We start from the raw sequence: 17,763 nt of genomic DNA, 5'->3' as shown, positions 1-17,763 counted from the left end.
TAATATCACTTTTTATTAATCTTATTCTTTTGTATATAATAAGTTTAGGTTTAATCCCATGCTAATTTTTAGCGCCACTAGTATAATAAATATCAGAACATTTAATAACGATAACTATTATTATATTCTTATAATATTATAACGAATAAATTTCTTTTTGGCTATCTTTTTTTCATAATTTAAAAACATTCTTATGGAAGATTAAAAGTATATGAAAATAAAAAAGTAAACTTATTATGATAATTTTAGTCTTATACTTCTCATATGATAACGTAGTATGAATATAGGGATATCCAAATGCGCGTTGTGATTTTGTTTTAAAGCGTATTAGAATTTCTTAGCATAGAGCAATCATGCCAAGGAAGAGTAGGAGCTCTGTTTGAGCCGCATTTTGGCGAGTTGGCTCATACTCTTCCTGTTATAAATGATTCCTCAATGCTTAGAAATACTTATACACCTTTAACCAAAATCACAATGCGCATTTGGATATCCCTATATTCCCACACCCTACCACCGAGTATGCATGAACCAAAAAAAGTACCGAAAAGCAAAAATATACGCTTTTCGGTACTTCCATATAAACTCTATACAATAAAATCCTGCATCATAATTGTTAATGTTTCTGTATTCATTAATAATGTATCACTTGCATCCGCGCTCTTTCTTGCACTATCTGAATTTGCCTCAACAACAACAGCAATTTGTTGAATACCTTTCAATACTTCTTGTAACTTATAAGCTTGGTCCTCACTTGCACTTGCAATCTCATCTACATAGTTACTAGATTCTTTTGAAGTATCCACTACCTCATTTAATACTTCTGCTGTTTCATTTGTTAATTTTGATCCTTTTTCAATTGCTTGTATACTGTTTGTAATAAGCTGTCTGGTTGTTTCAGCTGCTTCACTACATCCCTTAGCTAACTTACCAATTTCAGATGCTACAACTGCAAATCCTTTACCTTGTTCACCAGCTCTTGCTGCTTCAATTGAAGCATTTAAAGCTAATAGATTAGTTTCTTCAGCAATACCATTAATTACTTGAATAATATTGGAGATCTCATTAGATTGCTCCGAAATTGAATTCATTGCAGTTAAAAGTTCACTCATAAAGTGATTTCCTTTCTCTGCTTCCTCCAATGACTTACGAGATATTTCATTTACATGTTTTGCTTTATCGGCGCTCATATTTACTTGATCACTTACTTCGTCAATTGTTGCAACCAACTCCTCAACAGCTGCAGACTGTTCTGTAGCACCTTCTGCTAGAATCGTTGCTGAACTTGTAATTTGTTCTGCACTAACTGCAACTTCCGAGGTTGATCTTTGAATTTGCAAGAATATCTCGTGATAAGCATTAATAATATTTTCTAATGCTTCCTTAATTGGTTTAAAATCTCCTTCATACTCAATATCAATTGTAGCTGTCATATCTTGATTTACTAATTGATTTAACACGTCAGATATATTATCAACGTATTTTTTCATCTGATTCATTGTCTTTTTCGTATTCTCAGCAAGCGCACCAAATTCATCTTTTCCAGAGAAATTGATCTCAGTATGTAGATTTCCTTTTGCTAATTCTTCCATCGCGTTTGATAATTCATCAATAGGCTCCTCTATACTTTTTAAGAACTTATTCGTATATTTACTACCAAGACGGACAATATTAATTAATACAATACTTAATATAATAATGCATACAATAGATACTCCTATCGCTTTTTGTAAATCGTTATTATCATTCTTACTTGCATTACTATCAAGTTTATCAAATAGTTTATTTAAACTTTCTGAATTAGTAGAACTATTATTTTTGATTTCATCAATACTACTTTTACTCTCTGCGGTTAATGTTGCAATTTCATTCGTTATATGGTCAAACTTTACCAATTGATATCCTTCATATCCTATAGCAATCAAACTAAAGCAAATAATTACTACAATATTAATATTCATTGCCTGAAATGCTGTTCTTAACCTCTTCTTGATTGATATCTCACTTATTTTTTCACCAATCACTTCTTCTACTTGATCTAATGCCGTAGTTTTTAAGCTTTTCTTTCTAAAATTCATATGAATTCCTCCCATTTTCAAAATTAATCACGTTAATATTTTTTTATATTTTTTTAACGTAGATAATCATTTGAGGTTACTTTTTGTACAATATGCATATATTAAAAGTCATTACATAAGTATTCTATCATATTTTGTCGACAAATTGAACATATATTTTTTCATAAATTATTTCCATGAAATTGTTTGGTAATTTTAAAGTAAAGTAATAGGAACAGAATATATTGCACATAATATTTTGAAATTAAATTCATTATTACTATTTTGTAGTTGGAATAGGATAGGTAATTGCGAAATAGAAAGGAGTTATCATATGGAAATTATTCGAATTATAATTACCTCTCTTGCCTCTTTATTAGTCCTCTTCATTGTGACAAAAATAATGGGAGACAGACAAATATCCGAACTAAGTATGTTCGATTATATTAATGGAATCACAATAGGTTCCATTGCAGCTGAGATGGCTACTTCTCTTGAAAATGATTATATGAAGCCTATGACTGCAATGATTGTATATGGAATTGTATCTACTATTATTTCCTTTGTCACATGTAAATCCATACGAATGAGACGATTTATAGAAGGTAAAACCATGATTCTGTTTCATAACGATTGTATAAACCAAAAAAATCTATTAAAGGCTAAAATTGATATTGATGAATTTTTATCTCAATGTAGGCAAAGCGGTTATTTTTCCTTAAATGATATTCATACAGTTCTACTGGAGCCAAATGGTAAGATGAGTATTCTTCCCAAAGTTGCGAACCGCCCAGTAACTCCTGATGATCTAAGCCTCACACCAACACAAGAACTCCCTTCTTATAATGTAATAATAGATGGAAACATCATGCATGGTAATCTTAAAGCAAGTGGTAGAAACGAGGATTGGCTTACTAAACAATTACATGGACAAGGTGTAAAAGATATATCCCAAGTTATTTTAGCTACTGCTGATAAAGATAATAATTTTTATGTTTACTTAAAGCAAGATAAGAGTGAAACAAGAGATATATTCGAATAAAAAAGAATCTTATAAGATGCATAATGATGTGACCCCAATAAGTTAGACTTTATTGAAGGCGCATCATAACCATTTTATAAGATTCTTTTTCTATTAATATTCAAAAATTAACTTTAAAAAATCGAGTGTATAATTAGGAATATCGCTTGAATAGATAACTTTCCTTGCTTTTACAGGGTTATCTGTAATAATATTATCCACACCTAGTTTGGCCATCTTCTTCATGTAAGAGGCAGAATTAATTGTCCAAGCAAATACTTCCTTATCACGCTTGTGAGCTTCATTTACAACTTTATCTGTTATGAAACTTTTCTCGATGCTAAAAAAGTCAGCATATTTCAAATCATAAAACTTTCCATAAACAGCACTCAAGATATAGCCTGTCTTTATCTCAGGATTTAACTTTTTCACTTTTTTCAAGGAATCATAGTTAAACGAAGTAATAACGCATTGGTTTACAAAGTCATTTTCTTCAATAATACTAACTACTGATTTTTCTAAGTTTTTCTCATTCCCATGAGGTTTTAATTCAATATTTAATCTAATTTTATTATTACAGAATTTTAAGACTTCATCGAGAGTAGGTATCCTTTGATCACTAAACTTTTTATTGAACCAACTACCTATATCAATATCCTTAATGTCATCATAATTCACTTTCCATATGTTTCTATTGATTCCTGTGATCCTCTTTAGATTACTGTCATGAAATAGGATAATGACCCCGTCTTTTGTCTCTTGCACATCAATTTCTGCATAATCCGACATATCCCTCACTGCATAATCGAGAGCAGCTAATGTATTTTCAGGAGCTTTGATGGAATTTCCTCTATGGGAGGTAATCAGGGTATCATTTACTCCTAATATTCCGTAAGTATTATGCATGACATAATAAATACCCCAAGTATTAAAAAGTAAGATAACAGCTCCAATCATTGCAATTCCTCTTCTGGATCGATAAGGAAGCTTACGTCTTATATTTTTCTTATTTAATTTTAAAGAATATTTTTTTTTCATCTTCCCACTATACGCGTAATAAAGATGTACGGTAAATGCGAAGTGAACAATCACTTCTAGACTACTAAAAATAAGTACTACCAATTTATTTGATAAATTAAAAAAGGATAGGAAAAATACAAATGAAAATTCCTGCTTCTGTAATATTGTTGTACCTGAACTAACAAGTAGGATAACAAGCAAATAGAATGCTATATAGATCACTAAAAAAATAATATTACATAACACTAAACTTATAACAGTCTTAATAACTTTACCTTTGATTAATCTTACACTCTCTATACATGCCTCCTCTATATTCTTATGTTCAAGAAATACATAGCAGAATACAAAGGTTAGAAGTATGCTTATGATAAATATAACAAGCATAAAACTAATAAAAAAAAGAGTTAATGATTTGGATCTTATAATATAATCTAAAAAATATTCGTTAATCTCTATATTACTCACCATATAACTTGAGGTAGTAACAAAATTAGTAAATGGGAAAAGACATAAAGCATAGAGTAATAGTAGAAAATTTCTTGGCTTTAAGACTTTTTTCATTTCTTTACTACTTAATATAAATAGTTTACGATATAATAATTTCTGATCTATAAACTCATGTCCAAAGAACAATACGATAATAGATATTTCATATATTACCGAGAGTGCAAACAATAATAAAATTCCAATTAACATCAAATCAAAAACTGGATTCTTTAAGCATGATAATATATTTCTCGTAGTAATATAGGAATATCCATTAATCTCAAGGGTTAAATCTATTAAATATTTAAAACCAGGTATTAGTGCCAACATTGTTATTGTTTTAAATAATATCTCAAACACGAATAAGGTTCTAGTTGATTTCTTTACTGAAATCAAAGTATTCTTCCATACTTTAAACATCTAGCCTCCCAACTGCCAACCCTACCTTAGTTACTATTACAAAGTAGTGATGGATGGCTTTGTTTATTTCTGAATCATTATACTACCCATATCGTAAAATCACAATATAAACCATATATAAATTTGCTTCGAAGGTTACTAATCAACTATTTGGCCAAATAGTAATCTTCGATCTAATCTTTCGATAACCCATAATATTTAGCTGTTACTGTACATTTTTTGATAGCTTTTTAATGGACCCTAAATATAGCACAATTGATACTCCAATTAATAAGAAGATCGATGTCAAAGGCAGATTATCCTTGGAGTCTTCCATAGCTCCAACACTATTTATTATCCAATGAACTGGACTTATACTCCCTACTTTTTGTAAGATAAAAGGCATTTTATAAAAGCCTATAAAGCCACCACCAAGGAGGGTAAACAACAAAGCAACACAAGAAGAAAGTACATTGGCAGATAAGTCACTTTTACTGATACTACATACAAAAGTGGCCATACTGATTGAGAAGAAGATTATTGCGCTCATTATTATTAAGAAATGAATTATATTTAGGTATACTGGAATATGAAATAATATTATTACACCATACACAATCACTATTTGGCAAACTGCTACGACTAAGTTAAATACGGTGTTCCCCGTTATATATGAATATATCTTAGTTGGTGCAAAACCGAATCTACGAAGCATTCCTTCTTTCCTATCTTTAATTAATATACAAGCATTAATAGTTGCTGTGATAATGAAAACGGTAAATAGATATGCACATATTCTCTCACTCTCCGTTATATCTCCCTTATTATTTACGCTCAACTGAACCTTATTACCACTTTCTACACTCCTCTTTATCTGATTCGTTATCTTTCTAATTGAAGAATCTGATGCATAAGATAATATTTTTAGATTCTTAATCTCATGAACTTCTCTTAAATCAATTATATATTGATAAGTACCAAGAATTAGGTCGGTGTGAAGACTTTCCTCCTTCGCCTTTTGAAATGTAATTCCTTTTGATTGATTAAGACTTTTCATTACCTGATGATAAGCTGGATTCTTCTCTTCATATAGAATACCTAATCGAATACTTGGCTTACTCATCTGCCCTACCACATTACTACATAGTAGAATAATTGCTGGCAACAATAAAAGTAAAATGAATTGGAAGGTATTATGATAGCTTCTTTTTATATTATTTTTGAATACGTAGTAAATCTCCATGTAAAAACTCCTCCTTTTGAAATGAACGGACTCCTGCAAAGGTAAATAATCCACCAATAGCTAATAAAATGAAACTAGTTATCCACAAGATTTCACTATGATTATCGTAAATACATAAGAAAATACTACGATTCACCCAAGTTAACGGTGATAAATGAAACACTACTTCTAACACTGAGTTACTGGTACCAATCGGATAAAAAGAACCTCCAATGATTGCACATATGAATATTGGTATATTTAAAAAATTCTTAAGTATAATGAAATTCTTCATTCCAAGCCCAATGTATATACCAATTGCACATACACAAAAAGTCTCTGAAACTAATAGTAAAATAATTTCTAACACACTGCTTCCCATTGGTATTGAAAATATTATCCAAGAAATTACCAATACTAAGATATTACACATGCCAAATGAAATCGTACAAGATAAAATCTTGGCAATCACAATATCTTTTTCCTTAATTGGTGCAATCAAAAAACGGTAGGCAGTCTTTTGATATGCTTCATCTTTTCCCGCATATGCAGAAGTAATCATAGCTAACGTTGTGCAAAATGGTAACATCACAAGGGCATAATATTGAAAACTAGATAACCGTTCCCCGAATTGCCCAGACAAAAGTAAACCCAATAACAAAATCATTATTACAGGAAAGATTAAATGATATCCATAAGTAAAACTACTTTTTATTCTTCTCTTAAAGTCAAATGTGAACATATGATAACTTCCATTCATTATGCTTCCTCCTTATCTCTTAGCTCAGTTCCCGTGAGGTATAGGAAGATCTCTTCTAGATTGTTAAGACCCAAAGGTTGGTATTTATCTTTAAGAGCATCTTTTCCGATATCCTCCATTAATGTTCCATGATCCATTAATATAATTCTTCCACAAAGACTTTCAATCTCCTCCATATAATGAGATACATAGATTACGGTTGTTCCACTCTCATTTAAGACACGAATCGTCTCAAGAATATGATTTCTTGATTGTGGATCTATTCCAACGGTTGGTTCATCCATGATTAATATCTTAGGGGTATGTGCAATGGAGCATGCAATATTCAGTCTTCGTTTCATACCTCCTGAGAATTTATTAGGGGTCTCGTTCCTATGCTCCCACAATCCCACTTGCTCTAATGCCTTTTGTACTCGTTCCTTCCTAATCTTTTTCTTATATCCATATAAAGAACAGAAGAAATCCACATTATCATAAGCGCTTAGATCTTCATATAGAGCAATCTCTTGAGGAACGACTCCTAATGACCTCTTAAATTCTTGCATATTTCTCTCAGTTTCTTTTCCATAAAGTAATATTTTACCTGCGTCTTTCTCTTGTATAGCAGTTATCAAAGATATAGTCGTACTCTTACCTGCCCCATTTGGCCCTAAGAAACCAAGTATCTCTCCCTCCTTTAGTTGAAAAGACAGATCCTCTACCACTGATTTCTCTCCATATCTTTTTGATAAATTTCTAATCTCTAAAATGTTTTGCATACTACTACTTCCTTTCTATTTTTTAAATTCAGATTTTTATTTGTAATCTATTTATATGCAATATATGATATCCAATGTTGGATATGTTGTTTTAATTTTAGGAATTATACTCTCTTTCATAGATTATATAATTCCTTCGTTTAACTATTTCCTTTGTTTCTTTAATTCGTCAATTATCTTATCAATGTTCTGAACAGCGTTATCTGGATCTTTTAATATCTCGCCTTTTAACTTTTCTAGATACTGTAACCTGTCATCCCCATTCGTATCCATCATCTCATCAGATATCTCAGAAAAATCATTACTTCTAATATAGGTCTTCGCACTCTCACCAAGTGCTATATATTGATCCATATGATTTAGCAATTCTTTATGCCACTCAATCTGGTCATTCAGGCTATTGATAGTCATTCGAAAACTGAGATATTCGAGGTCCCTATTCTCTTCCTTTGTCTTAATATCTTTCCACTTAGTCCAATAAGTAAGTTGTTCCTCCAAATCCTTAATATGCGCTCGGGTAATTACTTTCATCTCTTCTTTCGATAGTGTTCCCGTAATAGGGTAAGTCATAAATTTAAAAGAGCCAACATTGGCTATAGGCTTTGCCAATTCTTCTTTGAGCTCCCTACGCATCTCTTCTATTCCACTCTCTGTAATCTGATAGATTTTTCTTACTCTAGAGCCTGTTCTCTCTTCCTTATGCACTTCAATAAACTTCTCTTTTTCTAGTTTTGTAAGTGCATAATATATGGAACCAGATTGAATCTTAGCCCACTGATCAGAACCTGACATCTGTAAAAACTTCTGTATCTCATATCCATGAGTAGGCTTAATGTTTAGATAAAACAATATTAGACCTCTTATCATATTTACTCCTATGCCTTTCTTTTTGTGCTTTATTCTTTGTTACTCAAACTTCCCAGTAAAATGTTTATTGAATGCTTGATAAATTCAAATGTAGGTTATTATAACCGCGATGTTTGAATGGTTTTTATATCCAACGTTTGTTATATTATATGCCCAACATTGAGTATTGTCAACTATATATTTCCATTAAGTTTCAATATCCTAATTTTACAGTTACTATTTATACAAGACTTTATACATAAGGATCAATTACATGAATGAAACTTAATTAACTTGGTTAATATCCAAGGAATAAAATGAATCTTCTGATAATATGATATAGTTAAGAGGTATCATGTGAAATAAGTCATTTCACACCCCTGATTGATATGTCGTCTATGGCGACAGATGGGAGCTATTATGCGTTTAAAATGTTGGCATATCATAGGAGCTATCTTTACAATAATTGTTGGTACACTCCTACATTTTACTTATGAATGGTCAGGTAATAATCCTGTCGTAGCACTTTTTAGCCCAGTAAATGAAAGTACTTGGGAACATCTAAAACTAATTTTTGTTCCAATGCTTCTATTTACTATTATTGAATATTTTGTGAATGGCAAGGAGATTAAAAACTTTATTCCAGTTAAGGTATTCTCCATCCTACTTGGTATGTTGACTATTGTTGTATCCTTCTATACCTATACGGGTATCATCGGACAAAATTACCTAGTAGCTGATATTGGAACCTTTATTCTAGGAGTGCTTGTAGCATATTATTATAGCTATCGAACTCTACAAACAGATCGTTTTGCTACGAAGGAAGCAATACAATGGAGCTTACTAATTCTAATCATACTTTGTGCTACTTTTGTAATATTTACATATCGCCCTCCTCATATTGCATTATTTCAGGATCCAAATACTTTAACCTACGGCAAATAGTCTCACATATTTCTGTGAGACTATTTGCTTTACTATTTGTTATCAGTTATTAAATATGGCTTTTGACCCCAACATCATATTGTGAGTTGCCCGACAAATGACCTGTTTCAAAATCTAGCCTGGTAATTTGCACAAAACAGAAGAAGCGATTGCGCCTTTGAATATGTATTAGAAGATCTTGTTCTCGGATCATTTTGTGTTATATGCTAGGATAGATCTGTCTGAGCGCAGCGAGTTATCTGTCCTAGCATATGTTTTACACAAAATGATCTGAGAACTAGTACTTCTTATACCTATTCAATGAAGCATGAGTTTTTCTGTTTTGTGCAAATTGCCTAGACTACTTCCCAAACAGGTCATATGTCGGGCAACTCATATTGCTATAAATACTTAATTAATTCTTCATATATTGGCTGATAATGCTCATCAATTAGTCCAAAATCTACACCTTTGTAAGACCACATTGCTCTCCCAATATGATTTCTTCTAAAGGATTCATTAATATCTTGAAACCAATGAACTGTACTAGTTAGATCAGCTTGATCAATAACACCATATTCCCCGCAATAAAGTGCTACACCTCTTTTCTTTGCACAATCAATAGCATCTTTAAAGATTAAGTCAAAGAATTTTGAATTCATTTCTTTTACTTGATTCTTTTCTAGCATTTCTTTTACTGTATTCGAATTATGAATCAGATAATCCTTTATATCACCTGGATAATTCATACGAAAATCCTTTGGCATTGTTTCTACCCAATAGGCTGCTTGATGTGTGAAGTTGAATGGCTCATAGCAATGAAAATTATATACAATATTTTCATCTTTAAAATCAGCTAAGAGATTAACTGTAAATACACTGTTATAGCATACACCACCAATTAAGATCTTAATCTCTGGTGCAAACACTCGAATTATTTGAATCGTTTTTGCTGCAATCTGATTCCACTCTTCTACAACTTCATAAAATACAATTTCATTTAGGATTTCAAATGCCAGACGATCTTTTTGATGTCCATATCGTTTTGCAAGCTCAATCCAAAGAGAAATAAACCTTTCTTGTAATTCTTCCTCTTCAAAAAATGCCTTAGACGACTCTGGTTGATTAAAGGAATAACCAGCTGTCTTATGAAGATCTAGAATCATATTCAGATTATATTTATCACACCAGTTGAGGCAGTTATCAATATAAGTAAAACCTTCTTTTATAAACTCCCCTTCTTCGGTCTGAATTAATTCATAATCAATTGGTACACGAACATGATCCGCTCCAATTTTTGCAATATTTGCAATATCTTCTTCCTGAATAAAACTGTCATAATGTTCCTTCTTATGGTTACACTGTGATAACCATCCCCCTAGATTAATTCCTTTTTGATAACCTGTAAACACTTTCATAATATTTCCATACCTTTCTATTTTATTAACACAGACCATTATTGGTATATTTTTCAATTTAACATTCAACTATTACAATACACTAAAATGAGGCTTTTGATCCTAACAACATTTTATTAAAATAGTTATAAATTAAATACCAAATTCATTGTTTTTATAACAGATTTATGGTATGTTTTTGAATAAGAGGAGTGATATGATGAATTCCGAGAGTAAACTTGAACGATTTCTATTTGAACAACGTGAAAATGATCAAATACATAAGTCTTATGAAGAGGAACTTGAATTCTATGAGATGGTTAAGAATGGGGATGTGAAGGCCATTGAACAGTATACAATACTATATATGACAAATGATATGTCTGGCTTTGGAGTCTTATCGAAAGACCCTTTACGCAATCTAGTCTATCATTTCATTGTATTAGCTGCGATGCTAACACGTTTCTGTATTGAAGGAGGTATGTCACCTGAAACCTCTTATAGTCTAAGCGATTTATACATTCAGGAGGCAGATCACTGCCATAATGTAAAAGAAATTCAAACACTGCATTGTAAAATGGTGATGGATTATACCGTACGTATGCAACGTCTACATACGGATAAAATCTTCTCAAAGCAGATCGTAAAATGCAATGATTTCATTGGCAAATCTTTACATCAACATATCACAATAAAAGAATTAGCAGTACAAATCGGCATGAATGAAAGTTATCTTTCTAAGTTGTTCATAAAAGAAATGGGAGTGTCTGTAAGTGAGTATATCCGACAAATGAAAATAGAAGCAGCTTCAAATATGCTTAAATATTCTGATTATACTTGCTCCGAAATAAGCCAATACCTTGCTTTTTCTTCGCAAAGCCATTTTATTAAAGTCTACAAAGAACATACAGGACTTACTCCGAGAGAATATCGTAATAAATATTATAGGCACAACTGGAGTTAGACTAATAAGTTATGGAATACTTGATATATACACCGTTATGCGTTATTGACATTCCGTATTAAAAATTTTATACTCGTCTTATGGTTTCTAGGTTAATCCTGTTACATTCAAAAACCTAAATATTCAAAAGAGGGCTTAATTATGGAACAACTTATCATGCTTGGAACGGGTAATGCGACTGTAACCAAATGTTATAATACTTGCTTTGCAATAAAAGACGATGAATACTTTTTAGTTGATACTGGTGGTGGTAATGGAATACTTGCACAATTAGAAAAAGCGGAGATTCCTACGGAACAGATACATCATATCTTCATCAGCCATGAACATACTGATCATCTACTTGGAGTTATCTGGTTGATTCGAGTTATTGCCACGAAGATGAAGCAAGGTAAATATGATGGTAATCTGAATATCTACTGCCATGCAGATCTGGTAAATACGATCCATACTATTGCTAAATTAACTGTTCAGAAGAAATTCTTCGATTTTATTGGAGATCGTATCTTACTAACACCAGTTGATGATAAGGAAGTAATACAAATATTGAACTATTCGGTGCAATTTTTTGATATCGGTTCTACAAAGGCTAAACAATACGGATTTACTACTACCTTACAAAATGGAAAGAAATTTACGTTCTTAGGGGATGAACCTTATAAGGATATTGAATTCGAGTACGCAAAGGATGCAGACTGGTTATTACATGAAGCCTTTTGCCTATATGAAGAACGTGATATTTTTAAACCTTATGAGAAACATCATAGTACTGTAAAAGATACTTGCAAGCTTGGGGAAGAATTGAATGTTAAGAATCTGATCTTATATCATACAGAAGATAAAAATATTGAGAATAGAAAAGCGCTCTATCTGAATGAAGGTAAAGAATATTATCATGGGAATCTATTTGTACCAGAAGATTTGGAAGTAATCAAATTATAAGTACGATAACATAGAATATTAAAAAAAGCTGAAATTAAAGTAATCTAAAAATTACCCTAATTTCAGCTTGTTCATTTTAATCCTTTGATTTATGAATGTACATTAAAGATTCTCTTACTTTATGATCCTATCTTCGATGTATGACTAATTCATTGTACCCTGTCTCTTCATCATATTCTTTCTCGAATTCATATTCAGGCATTTCTAGAAGTACGATTTCTGCAGTTGTATTGATCACACATCCTTCTACAAGGTGTCCTCCAATGGTAGATAGATCTTCTTTGCTAAAAGAGGCGTGCAGATGGACTCTATTATCTGAAAGCGTTCCAATCACTGATACAATCTCCATATGTTCTTCTATTGCTCGAATATTCACTCCACTAGCATCTCGCAAACATGCTCTTGATACACACCCTACTGCTGATATGATTGTTGCAGCTTTTATGTTATTCTTGCTTACATAACTTTTTAATGAAAGATATAAATCTTCTCCTCGTCTGAGTCGAAAACAATGTGGTTTCATACTCTTCATCCTATTCTTTCCATTATCTTTTTACTTCACCATCATATGTGAGAATAGCACCATATAGATCTGGTCTACGATCTCTAAAGATTCCCCATTCAATTCTTTGCTCTGCGATTGCATCTAAATCAAATTCTGCAACTAATACTGTTTCCTCAGTTCTATTAGCCTCTGCAATCTTCTCTCCTACTGCATTGGCTATAAAGGAAGAACCATAGAATGTAATTGCAGAATCTCCAATTACTTCTTGTCCGACACGATTCGATGCAACAACAGGCATTAGATTGCATGCAGCATGCCCAAGCATACATCTTTGCCAATGATCTTTACTATCTACCTCTGGACTCTCAGGCTCCGATCCAATGGCTGTTGGGTAGAATAAGATCTCAGCTCCCATGAGTGCCATACATCTAGCTGTTTCTGGGTACCATTGATCCCAACAGATTCCCACTCCAATCTTACCATATCTAGTCTTCCATACTTTAAATCCTGTATCTCCTGGATTAAAATAATACTTTTCTTCATAACCAGGCCCGTCTGGAATATGACTTTTTCTATATACTCCTAAGATTTCTCCATCAGCGTCTATGACCGCAAGCGCATTGTATCTAGCATTGTTTTTCTTTTCGTAAAAACTGATTGGTAGTACGATTTCTAATTCTTTTGCTACTTTTCTAAAGTGTTCAATTGCTTTATTCTCTTCCACTTCTGTTGCGTAATTATAATATTCTGGTTTTTCCTTTTGGCAAAAATATAATGTTTCAAATAATTCTTGAATCAAAATTATCTGTGCACCTTTTGCGGCTGCTTCTCGAACCAAAAGGTCCGCCTTTGCAATGTTTTCATCTATCTGATTTGAGCAACTCATCTGTGTTGCTGCTACTTTAACTTTTCTCATTGTTAATCCTCCTTACGTATTCCTTTTGGCATCTGTTGTGTAATACAGTGTACATTCCCGCCTTCCTTGATTAACGGCATACCATCAACTGGAAGGATTCTACGTTCTGGGAATACCTTTTGTAATACCTCTTCTGCTTTTTTATCATATTCAATTGCATCTCCTCCAAAGACAGGTAGGATAATTCCATCATTTACAAAATAGAAGTTCAAATAACTTAATGTTAATCGTTCTTCTTCATAAAAACGAATTGGAGGTTGAGCAATTTCGATTACTTCTATTTTACGACCTTTCGCATCCGTTACATTTCTTAGTATCTCAAGATTTTCTTTTGTTATTTCATAATTTGGATCTGTTTCATCATGGCATGCCTGAAGAAGAATCACTCCTGGGCGCGCAAAGCAAGCTATATTATCGACATGTCCATCTGTTTCGTCTCCATAAAGACCTCTTTTTAACCATATAATCTTAGAGACTTTGAGCTTTTCCTTCACTTCTTCTTCAATCTCTTCTCTTGATAAACTAGCATTACGGTTGGTATTAAGAAGACATTCTTCTGTCGTTAGCAATGTTCCTTCACCATCTACATGAATGGAGCCACCTTCTAGTATGATTGGTGAATCTATTACTGGTACATGGTAATGCTCTAATACCTTTTTGGCTACTTTGTCATCAAGATCATAAGGAACATATTTTTCACCCCACGCATTGAATCTCCAGTTAATACCTGCTAGTTCTTTGTTATCATTCCACACGAAGGTTGGGCCATTATCTCGTACCCAAGCATCATTATGAGGAATACTTAAAAATGTAATCTCATTACTAAACTTATTTCCGCATAGTTCTCTTGCATACTCTTTCGTATCTTCATTTACAATTACAGATACAGGTTCCATCGCAGCAATTGCTCTCACTACATTGGCATACCCTTCGCATACTTCTTTATAATTCTCTGGCCATACTAATGAATCTTTTACTGGCCACTCTATAAATGTTCTTTCATGTTGTTCCCACTCTGCTGGCATGAAATATTGACTATTTATTTGCATATTTTTACCTCATTCATATTCATTCTTAAACTATTCTATTTTACTATGCTTATATCTAATTTTGTTATGTCTTATTGTTTCACTTGTTCCCATCACTATTCATTTTAATAGTTTGTTTAAAATAAATATTGCAAAACAATAAATCATTAATATTTTATATCATTTCAAAGTATTTTCAGCCTATCCTTTTATATCATGCAACATCTTTTCAGACTTATTATACCTAGAGTTATTAATTATGACAATAAAATTTTGTTTAGTAAAAATCTTATGATATCATATCCATATTCTGTTAGTAACATAAATTAAACTGGAGTATAATACTATTAGTAACTAACATCTAGGTAATCAATGATAAAGGAGATTTTATGAAAAAAAAGTTTCTATATGTTTTTCTTATCGTGTTCTCTGTTATTTTACTAGTTTGTAGTAGATCGTACTCTTCACCCATATTAGGTGTGTACACATTTGATAAAGTCGTATATTTCCCACCTTTTAGCTCGTCTTCACTAGATTACATAGAAAATAGAATGAAAGATACCAAATGTACGATTCATAAGGATATCTTTCGAATTGATTCTTCAAAGGAACATGTGAAATTAGACCATCCAAGTTACGAGAAAAAGAAGATGGATAAGGAGATGATACATTCGCTTAATAAAGCTACTTTTCAATTATTATCATTATCCGATTATAAAAATTGTTACAAGTATAGCATCTCTAATAATAAAAAGCAGAAAGCAAATTACTGTCTGTACGTTATGGATAATGAACTTTGGTTAGCATCCTTTATCAAGAAACCTTCTATTGATTCTGATATTATGTTGAATATCTATAAATTAAAATAGCATATCATAGGATTTGAGGGTCAAAAAACCATACATAACATACAATGTGTATATTGATGTATCATTATTAATATTGGCGTAGTCCTGCCAAAAGAAATAAATCCTAAGTAGCTTATCATATAAGGAGGAACCATGAGCCATACATTTAATCTCGAAGAATATTTAAGTAATGGTGTAGAAAATATCATCAAAGGAGCTTTGAAAGCTTCTCTAAGTAATCCCAAGGAAAGTCTTTTCATATCCAAATATATGCTAGCAAGTAACAATGCTAGTAAATTACGAAAGGATTTCGAAGCACAAGGGGAACATATCCCTCCCTTTCTAATTGCTAGTATAACAAGCTACTGTAATCTCTATTGTAAGGGATGCTATGCTAGAGCAAATAATTCTTGTTCCGATCATAATACAGATTCACTCCTTTCTAGTAGTGAATGGGATAAGATATTTATGGAAGCTGAAAAATTAGGTATTAGTTTCATTCTACTTGCAGGTGGTGAACCACTTCTTCGAAATGATGTGATTGAAGTTGCATCACATTATAAGAATATTATCTTTCCCATCTTTACGAATGGAACGCTTATCAATGATATTTACATAAAACATTTTGATAAATATCGTAACCTTATACCTGTCATAAGCATCGAAGGAAATCAACAATATACTGATTCAAGAAGAGGTAATGGCGTCTATGAAAAATTAATTAAAGTTATGGACGATTTAAAAGAACGTAAAATATTATATGGTGCTTCTATAACAGTTACCAAGGTAAACCTAAATGAAGTAACCGATCAGACTTTTCTTACTGAACTATCGAAAAGAGGCTGTAAAGTTGTCTTCTATATTGAATATGTACCCGTTAACAAAGATACCAAAGAACTAGCACCGACTGATACCGAGCGTGAAGAATTGGCTAATAGATTACATAAGTTAAGAACTTCTAATCAAGATATGGTCTTTATCTCATTCCCAGGAGATGAGAAAAGCTCTGGTGGATGCTTAGCAGCGGGTAGAGGGTTCTTTCATATTAATGCGCATGGTGGTGCTGAACCTTGTCCATTCTCTCCATATTCGGATACCAATTTAAGAGATACCTCTTTAAGAGAAGCTCTACATTCCCCATTATTTCAAAGACTATGTAATCAGAACATTCTAATGAAAGAACATGATGGTGGTTGTACTTTGTTTGAACAAGAAGAGGTTGTAAAATCGTTATTAGATTAATTTTTATAATTTAATAGATAAGCCCCTCCGTACCTACTGTCGAGGTCACTGAAAAAGTCCCTTTCAATAAAGTATAATAAGGGACTTTTTCGGTGACCTCCCTAATGTCTGGAAGGGCTTATCTATTACTTATTATTATTTGATTATGCATTAACTTCCTTATAGAACTCCTTCAGTTCTTTTTTCTTCTCATCAGTAAGACCAAACCAACGAATACCTTGAATTGCCCCCTCTAAAGCAAGAAGGCGGTTAATACATGCTGATGAATCAATGGCTCTAATCTTTAACCAAGCTGCTTTACTTCCTATCTCTTTCAGCTGTTCTTCATTATTGATACCAACATGATTTAGCTGTTCTTCAACAACATTTCCTATGTTCGGTAGCTTTGATAATTCTCCCATTTCAATTACCCTTTCTAAGATATATAA

General features: G+C 32.2%; 17 protein-coding genes. 6 read left to right on the top strand and 11 right to left on the bottom strand.

From position 1 onward, the window contains the following. Positions 1 to 584: 584 nt before the first annotated feature. Positions 585 to 2,075, bottom strand: coding sequence for a methyl-accepting chemotaxis protein (locus bsdtb5_RS04010; RefSeq protein ID WP_271714767.1), 1,491 nt, complete (start codon positions 2,073 to 2,075; stop codon positions 585 to 587). A gap of 313 nt (positions 2,076 to 2,388) precedes the next feature. On the opposite strand from bsdtb5_RS04010, the gene bsdtb5_RS04005 reads away from it, so the two are divergent. Next, entirely contained in the window at positions 2,389 to 3,096 is a 708-nt protein-coding gene (locus bsdtb5_RS04005; RefSeq protein WP_271714766.1) for a DUF421 domain-containing protein, read from the top strand. A gap of 93 nt (positions 3,097 to 3,189) precedes the next feature. Here the strand turns inward: bsdtb5_RS04005 and bsdtb5_RS04000 are convergent, their stop codons facing one another. The 5 genes from bsdtb5_RS04000 to bsdtb5_RS03980 form a co-directional block, all read right to left on the bottom strand. Continuing rightward, positions 3,190 to 5,004 carry a glycerophosphodiester phosphodiesterase gene (locus tag bsdtb5_RS04000; protein ID WP_271714765.1) on the bottom strand — a complete coding sequence of 605 codons (1,815 nt, stop codon included), beginning with the start codon at positions 5,002 to 5,004 and terminating at the stop codon, positions 3,190 to 3,192. 205 nt (positions 5,005 to 5,209) lie between these two features. Beyond that, positions 5,210 to 6,226 carry an ABC transporter permease gene (locus bsdtb5_RS03995; RefSeq protein ID WP_271714764.1) on the bottom strand — a complete coding sequence of 339 codons (1,017 nt, stop codon included), beginning with the start codon at positions 6,224 to 6,226 and terminating at the stop codon, positions 5,210 to 5,212. Further along, the gene (locus bsdtb5_RS03990) at positions 6,198 to 6,965 is read right to left on the bottom strand and encodes an ABC transporter permease (protein ID WP_271714763.1); all 768 of its coding nucleotides are present in this window, start codon (positions 6,963 to 6,965) and stop codon (positions 6,198 to 6,200) included. The genes bsdtb5_RS03995 and bsdtb5_RS03990 overlap by 29 nt, the downstream gene beginning before the upstream one ends. Continuing rightward, positions 6,965 to 7,723, bottom strand: a complete 759-nt coding sequence (locus bsdtb5_RS03985) for an ABC transporter ATP-binding protein (protein WP_271714762.1) — start codon at positions 7,721 to 7,723, stop codon at positions 6,965 to 6,967. Before bsdtb5_RS03985 ends, bsdtb5_RS03990 begins: the two co-directional genes overlap by 1 nt. A 144-nt stretch (positions 7,724 to 7,867) precedes the next feature. Next, positions 7,868 to 8,590 (bottom strand): PadR family transcriptional regulator, encoded by a 723-nt coding sequence (locus tag bsdtb5_RS03980; RefSeq protein WP_271714761.1) that lies wholly within the window; start codon positions 8,588 to 8,590, stop codon positions 7,868 to 7,870. Positions 8,591 to 8,989: 399 nt separating this feature from the next. Between bsdtb5_RS03980 and bsdtb5_RS03975 the strand changes: the two genes are divergently transcribed. Further along, complete coding sequence (locus bsdtb5_RS03975; RefSeq protein ID WP_271714760.1) at positions 8,990 to 9,514, top strand: DUF6512 family protein; 525 nt, start codon at positions 8,990 to 8,992, stop codon at positions 9,512 to 9,514. Between the two features lie 380 nt (positions 9,515 to 9,894). Here the strand turns inward: bsdtb5_RS03975 and bsdtb5_RS03970 are convergent, their stop codons facing one another. Beyond that, positions 9,895 to 10,911 (bottom strand): glycoside hydrolase family 5 protein, encoded by a 1,017-nt coding sequence (locus bsdtb5_RS03970; RefSeq protein ID WP_271714759.1) that lies wholly within the window; start codon positions 10,909 to 10,911, stop codon positions 9,895 to 9,897. Between the two features lie 196 nt (positions 10,912 to 11,107). Between bsdtb5_RS03970 and bsdtb5_RS03965 the strand changes: the two genes are divergently transcribed. Together bsdtb5_RS03965 and bsdtb5_RS03960 are read left to right on the top strand one after the other, a co-directional pair. After that, positions 11,108 to 11,854, top strand: a complete 747-nt coding sequence (locus bsdtb5_RS03965; RefSeq protein ID WP_271714758.1) for a helix-turn-helix domain-containing protein — start codon at positions 11,108 to 11,110, stop codon at positions 11,852 to 11,854. Between the two features lie 141 nt (positions 11,855 to 11,995). After that, a complete protein-coding gene (locus bsdtb5_RS03960; protein WP_271714757.1) occupies positions 11,996 to 12,796 on the top strand; it encodes an MBL fold metallo-hydrolase in 801 nt (266 codons plus the stop codon). A 127-nt stretch (positions 12,797 to 12,923) separates the two neighbouring features. Here bsdtb5_RS03960 and bsdtb5_RS03955 read toward each other — a convergent pair whose 3' ends face one another. The 3 genes from bsdtb5_RS03955 to bsdtb5_RS03945 are packed head-to-tail and all read right to left on the bottom strand — an operon-like array spanning position 12,924 to position 15,266. Beyond that, the gene (locus bsdtb5_RS03955) at positions 12,924 to 13,319 is read right to left on the bottom strand and encodes a PPC domain-containing DNA-binding protein (RefSeq protein WP_271714756.1); all 396 of its coding nucleotides are present in this window, start codon (positions 13,317 to 13,319) and stop codon (positions 12,924 to 12,926) included. Between the two features lie 22 nt (positions 13,320 to 13,341). Then, positions 13,342 to 14,217 (bottom strand): N-carbamoylputrescine amidase, encoded by an 876-nt coding sequence (gene aguB, locus bsdtb5_RS03950; RefSeq protein ID WP_271714755.1) that lies wholly within the window; start codon positions 14,215 to 14,217, stop codon positions 13,342 to 13,344. 2 nt (positions 14,218 to 14,219) lie between these two features. Further along, on the bottom strand, positions 14,220 to 15,266 hold the full coding sequence (locus bsdtb5_RS03945; RefSeq protein WP_271714754.1) for an agmatine deiminase family protein: 1,047 nt from the start codon (positions 15,264 to 15,266) through the stop codon (positions 14,220 to 14,222). 368 nt (positions 15,267 to 15,634) lie between these two features. On the opposite strand from bsdtb5_RS03945, the gene bsdtb5_RS03940 reads away from it, so the two are divergent. Together bsdtb5_RS03940 and bsdtb5_RS03935 are read left to right on the top strand one after the other, a co-directional pair. Next, positions 15,635 to 16,114 carry a hypothetical protein gene (locus bsdtb5_RS03940; protein ID WP_271714753.1) on the top strand — a complete coding sequence of 160 codons (480 nt, stop codon included), beginning with the start codon at positions 15,635 to 15,637 and terminating at the stop codon, positions 16,112 to 16,114. A gap of 132 nt (positions 16,115 to 16,246) precedes the next feature. After that, complete coding sequence (locus tag bsdtb5_RS03935; protein WP_271714752.1) at positions 16,247 to 17,335, top strand: radical SAM protein; 1,089 nt, start codon at positions 16,247 to 16,249, stop codon at positions 17,333 to 17,335. Between the two features lie 143 nt (positions 17,336 to 17,478). On the opposite strand, the gene bsdtb5_RS03930 is transcribed toward bsdtb5_RS03935, so the two are convergent. Next, positions 17,479 to 17,736: a TfoX/Sxy family protein gene (locus tag bsdtb5_RS03930; protein WP_271714751.1), complete on the bottom strand. Its 258-nt coding sequence runs from the start codon at positions 17,734 to 17,736 to the stop codon at positions 17,479 to 17,481. Positions 17,737 to 17,763 lie beyond the last annotated feature (27 nt).

The sequence above is a fragment of the Anaeromicropila herbilytica genome, assembly GCF_016591975.1.
Lineage (GTDB): Bacteria > Bacillota > Clostridia > Lachnospirales > Lachnospiraceae > Anaeromicropila > Anaeromicropila herbilytica.
The sequence above is the reverse complement of the archived record's forward strand: the minus strand, read 5'-3'. Positions and strand labels throughout refer to the sequence as shown.

What these genes read in the sequence shown, in the direction of transcription:
- bsdtb5_RS04010 (WP_271714767.1), bottom strand. Translation starts at nt 2,075, where the DNA reads ATGAATTTTAGAAAGAAAAGCTTAAAAACTACGGCATTAGATCAAGTA.
- bsdtb5_RS04005 (WP_271714766.1), top strand. Translation starts at nt 2,389, where the DNA reads ATGGAAATTATTCGAATTATAATTACCTCTCTTGCCTCTTTATTAGTC.
- bsdtb5_RS04000 (WP_271714765.1), bottom strand. Translation starts at nt 5,004, where the DNA reads ATGTTTAAAGTATGGAAGAATACTTTGATTTCAGTAAAGAAATCAACT.
- bsdtb5_RS03995 (WP_271714764.1), bottom strand. Translation starts at nt 6,226, where the DNA reads ATGGAGATTTACTACGTATTCAAAAATAATATAAAAAGAAGCTATCAT.
- bsdtb5_RS03990 (WP_271714763.1), bottom strand. Translation starts at nt 6,965, where the DNA reads ATGAATGGAAGTTATCATATGTTCACATTTGACTTTAAGAGAAGAATA.
- bsdtb5_RS03985 (WP_271714762.1), bottom strand. Translation starts at nt 7,723, where the DNA reads ATGCAAAACATTTTAGAGATTAGAAATTTATCAAAAAGATATGGAGAG.
- bsdtb5_RS03980 (WP_271714761.1), bottom strand. Translation starts at nt 8,590, where the DNA reads ATGATAAGAGGTCTAATATTGTTTTATCTAAACATTAAGCCTACTCAT.
- bsdtb5_RS03975 (WP_271714760.1), top strand. Translation starts at nt 8,990, where the DNA reads ATGCGTTTAAAATGTTGGCATATCATAGGAGCTATCTTTACAATAATT.
- bsdtb5_RS03970 (WP_271714759.1), bottom strand. Translation starts at nt 10,911, where the DNA reads ATGAAAGTGTTTACAGGTTATCAAAAAGGAATTAATCTAGGGGGATGG.
- bsdtb5_RS03965 (WP_271714758.1), top strand. Translation starts at nt 11,108, where the DNA reads ATGATGAATTCCGAGAGTAAACTTGAACGATTTCTATTTGAACAACGT.
- bsdtb5_RS03960 (WP_271714757.1), top strand. Translation starts at nt 11,996, where the DNA reads ATGGAACAACTTATCATGCTTGGAACGGGTAATGCGACTGTAACCAAA.
- bsdtb5_RS03955 (WP_271714756.1), bottom strand. Translation starts at nt 13,319, where the DNA reads ATGAAACCACATTGTTTTCGACTCAGACGAGGAGAAGATTTATATCTT.
- aguB (WP_271714755.1), bottom strand. Translation starts at nt 14,217, where the DNA reads ATGAGAAAAGTTAAAGTAGCAGCAACACAGATGAGTTGCTCAAATCAG.
- bsdtb5_RS03945 (WP_271714754.1), bottom strand. Translation starts at nt 15,266, where the DNA reads ATGCAAATAAATAGTCAATATTTCATGCCAGCAGAGTGGGAACAACAT.
- bsdtb5_RS03940 (WP_271714753.1), top strand. Translation starts at nt 15,635, where the DNA reads ATGAAAAAAAAGTTTCTATATGTTTTTCTTATCGTGTTCTCTGTTATT.
- bsdtb5_RS03935 (WP_271714752.1), top strand. Translation starts at nt 16,247, where the DNA reads ATGAGCCATACATTTAATCTCGAAGAATATTTAAGTAATGGTGTAGAA.
- bsdtb5_RS03930 (WP_271714751.1), bottom strand. Translation starts at nt 17,736, where the DNA reads ATGGGAGAATTATCAAAGCTACCGAACATAGGAAATGTTGTTGAAGAA.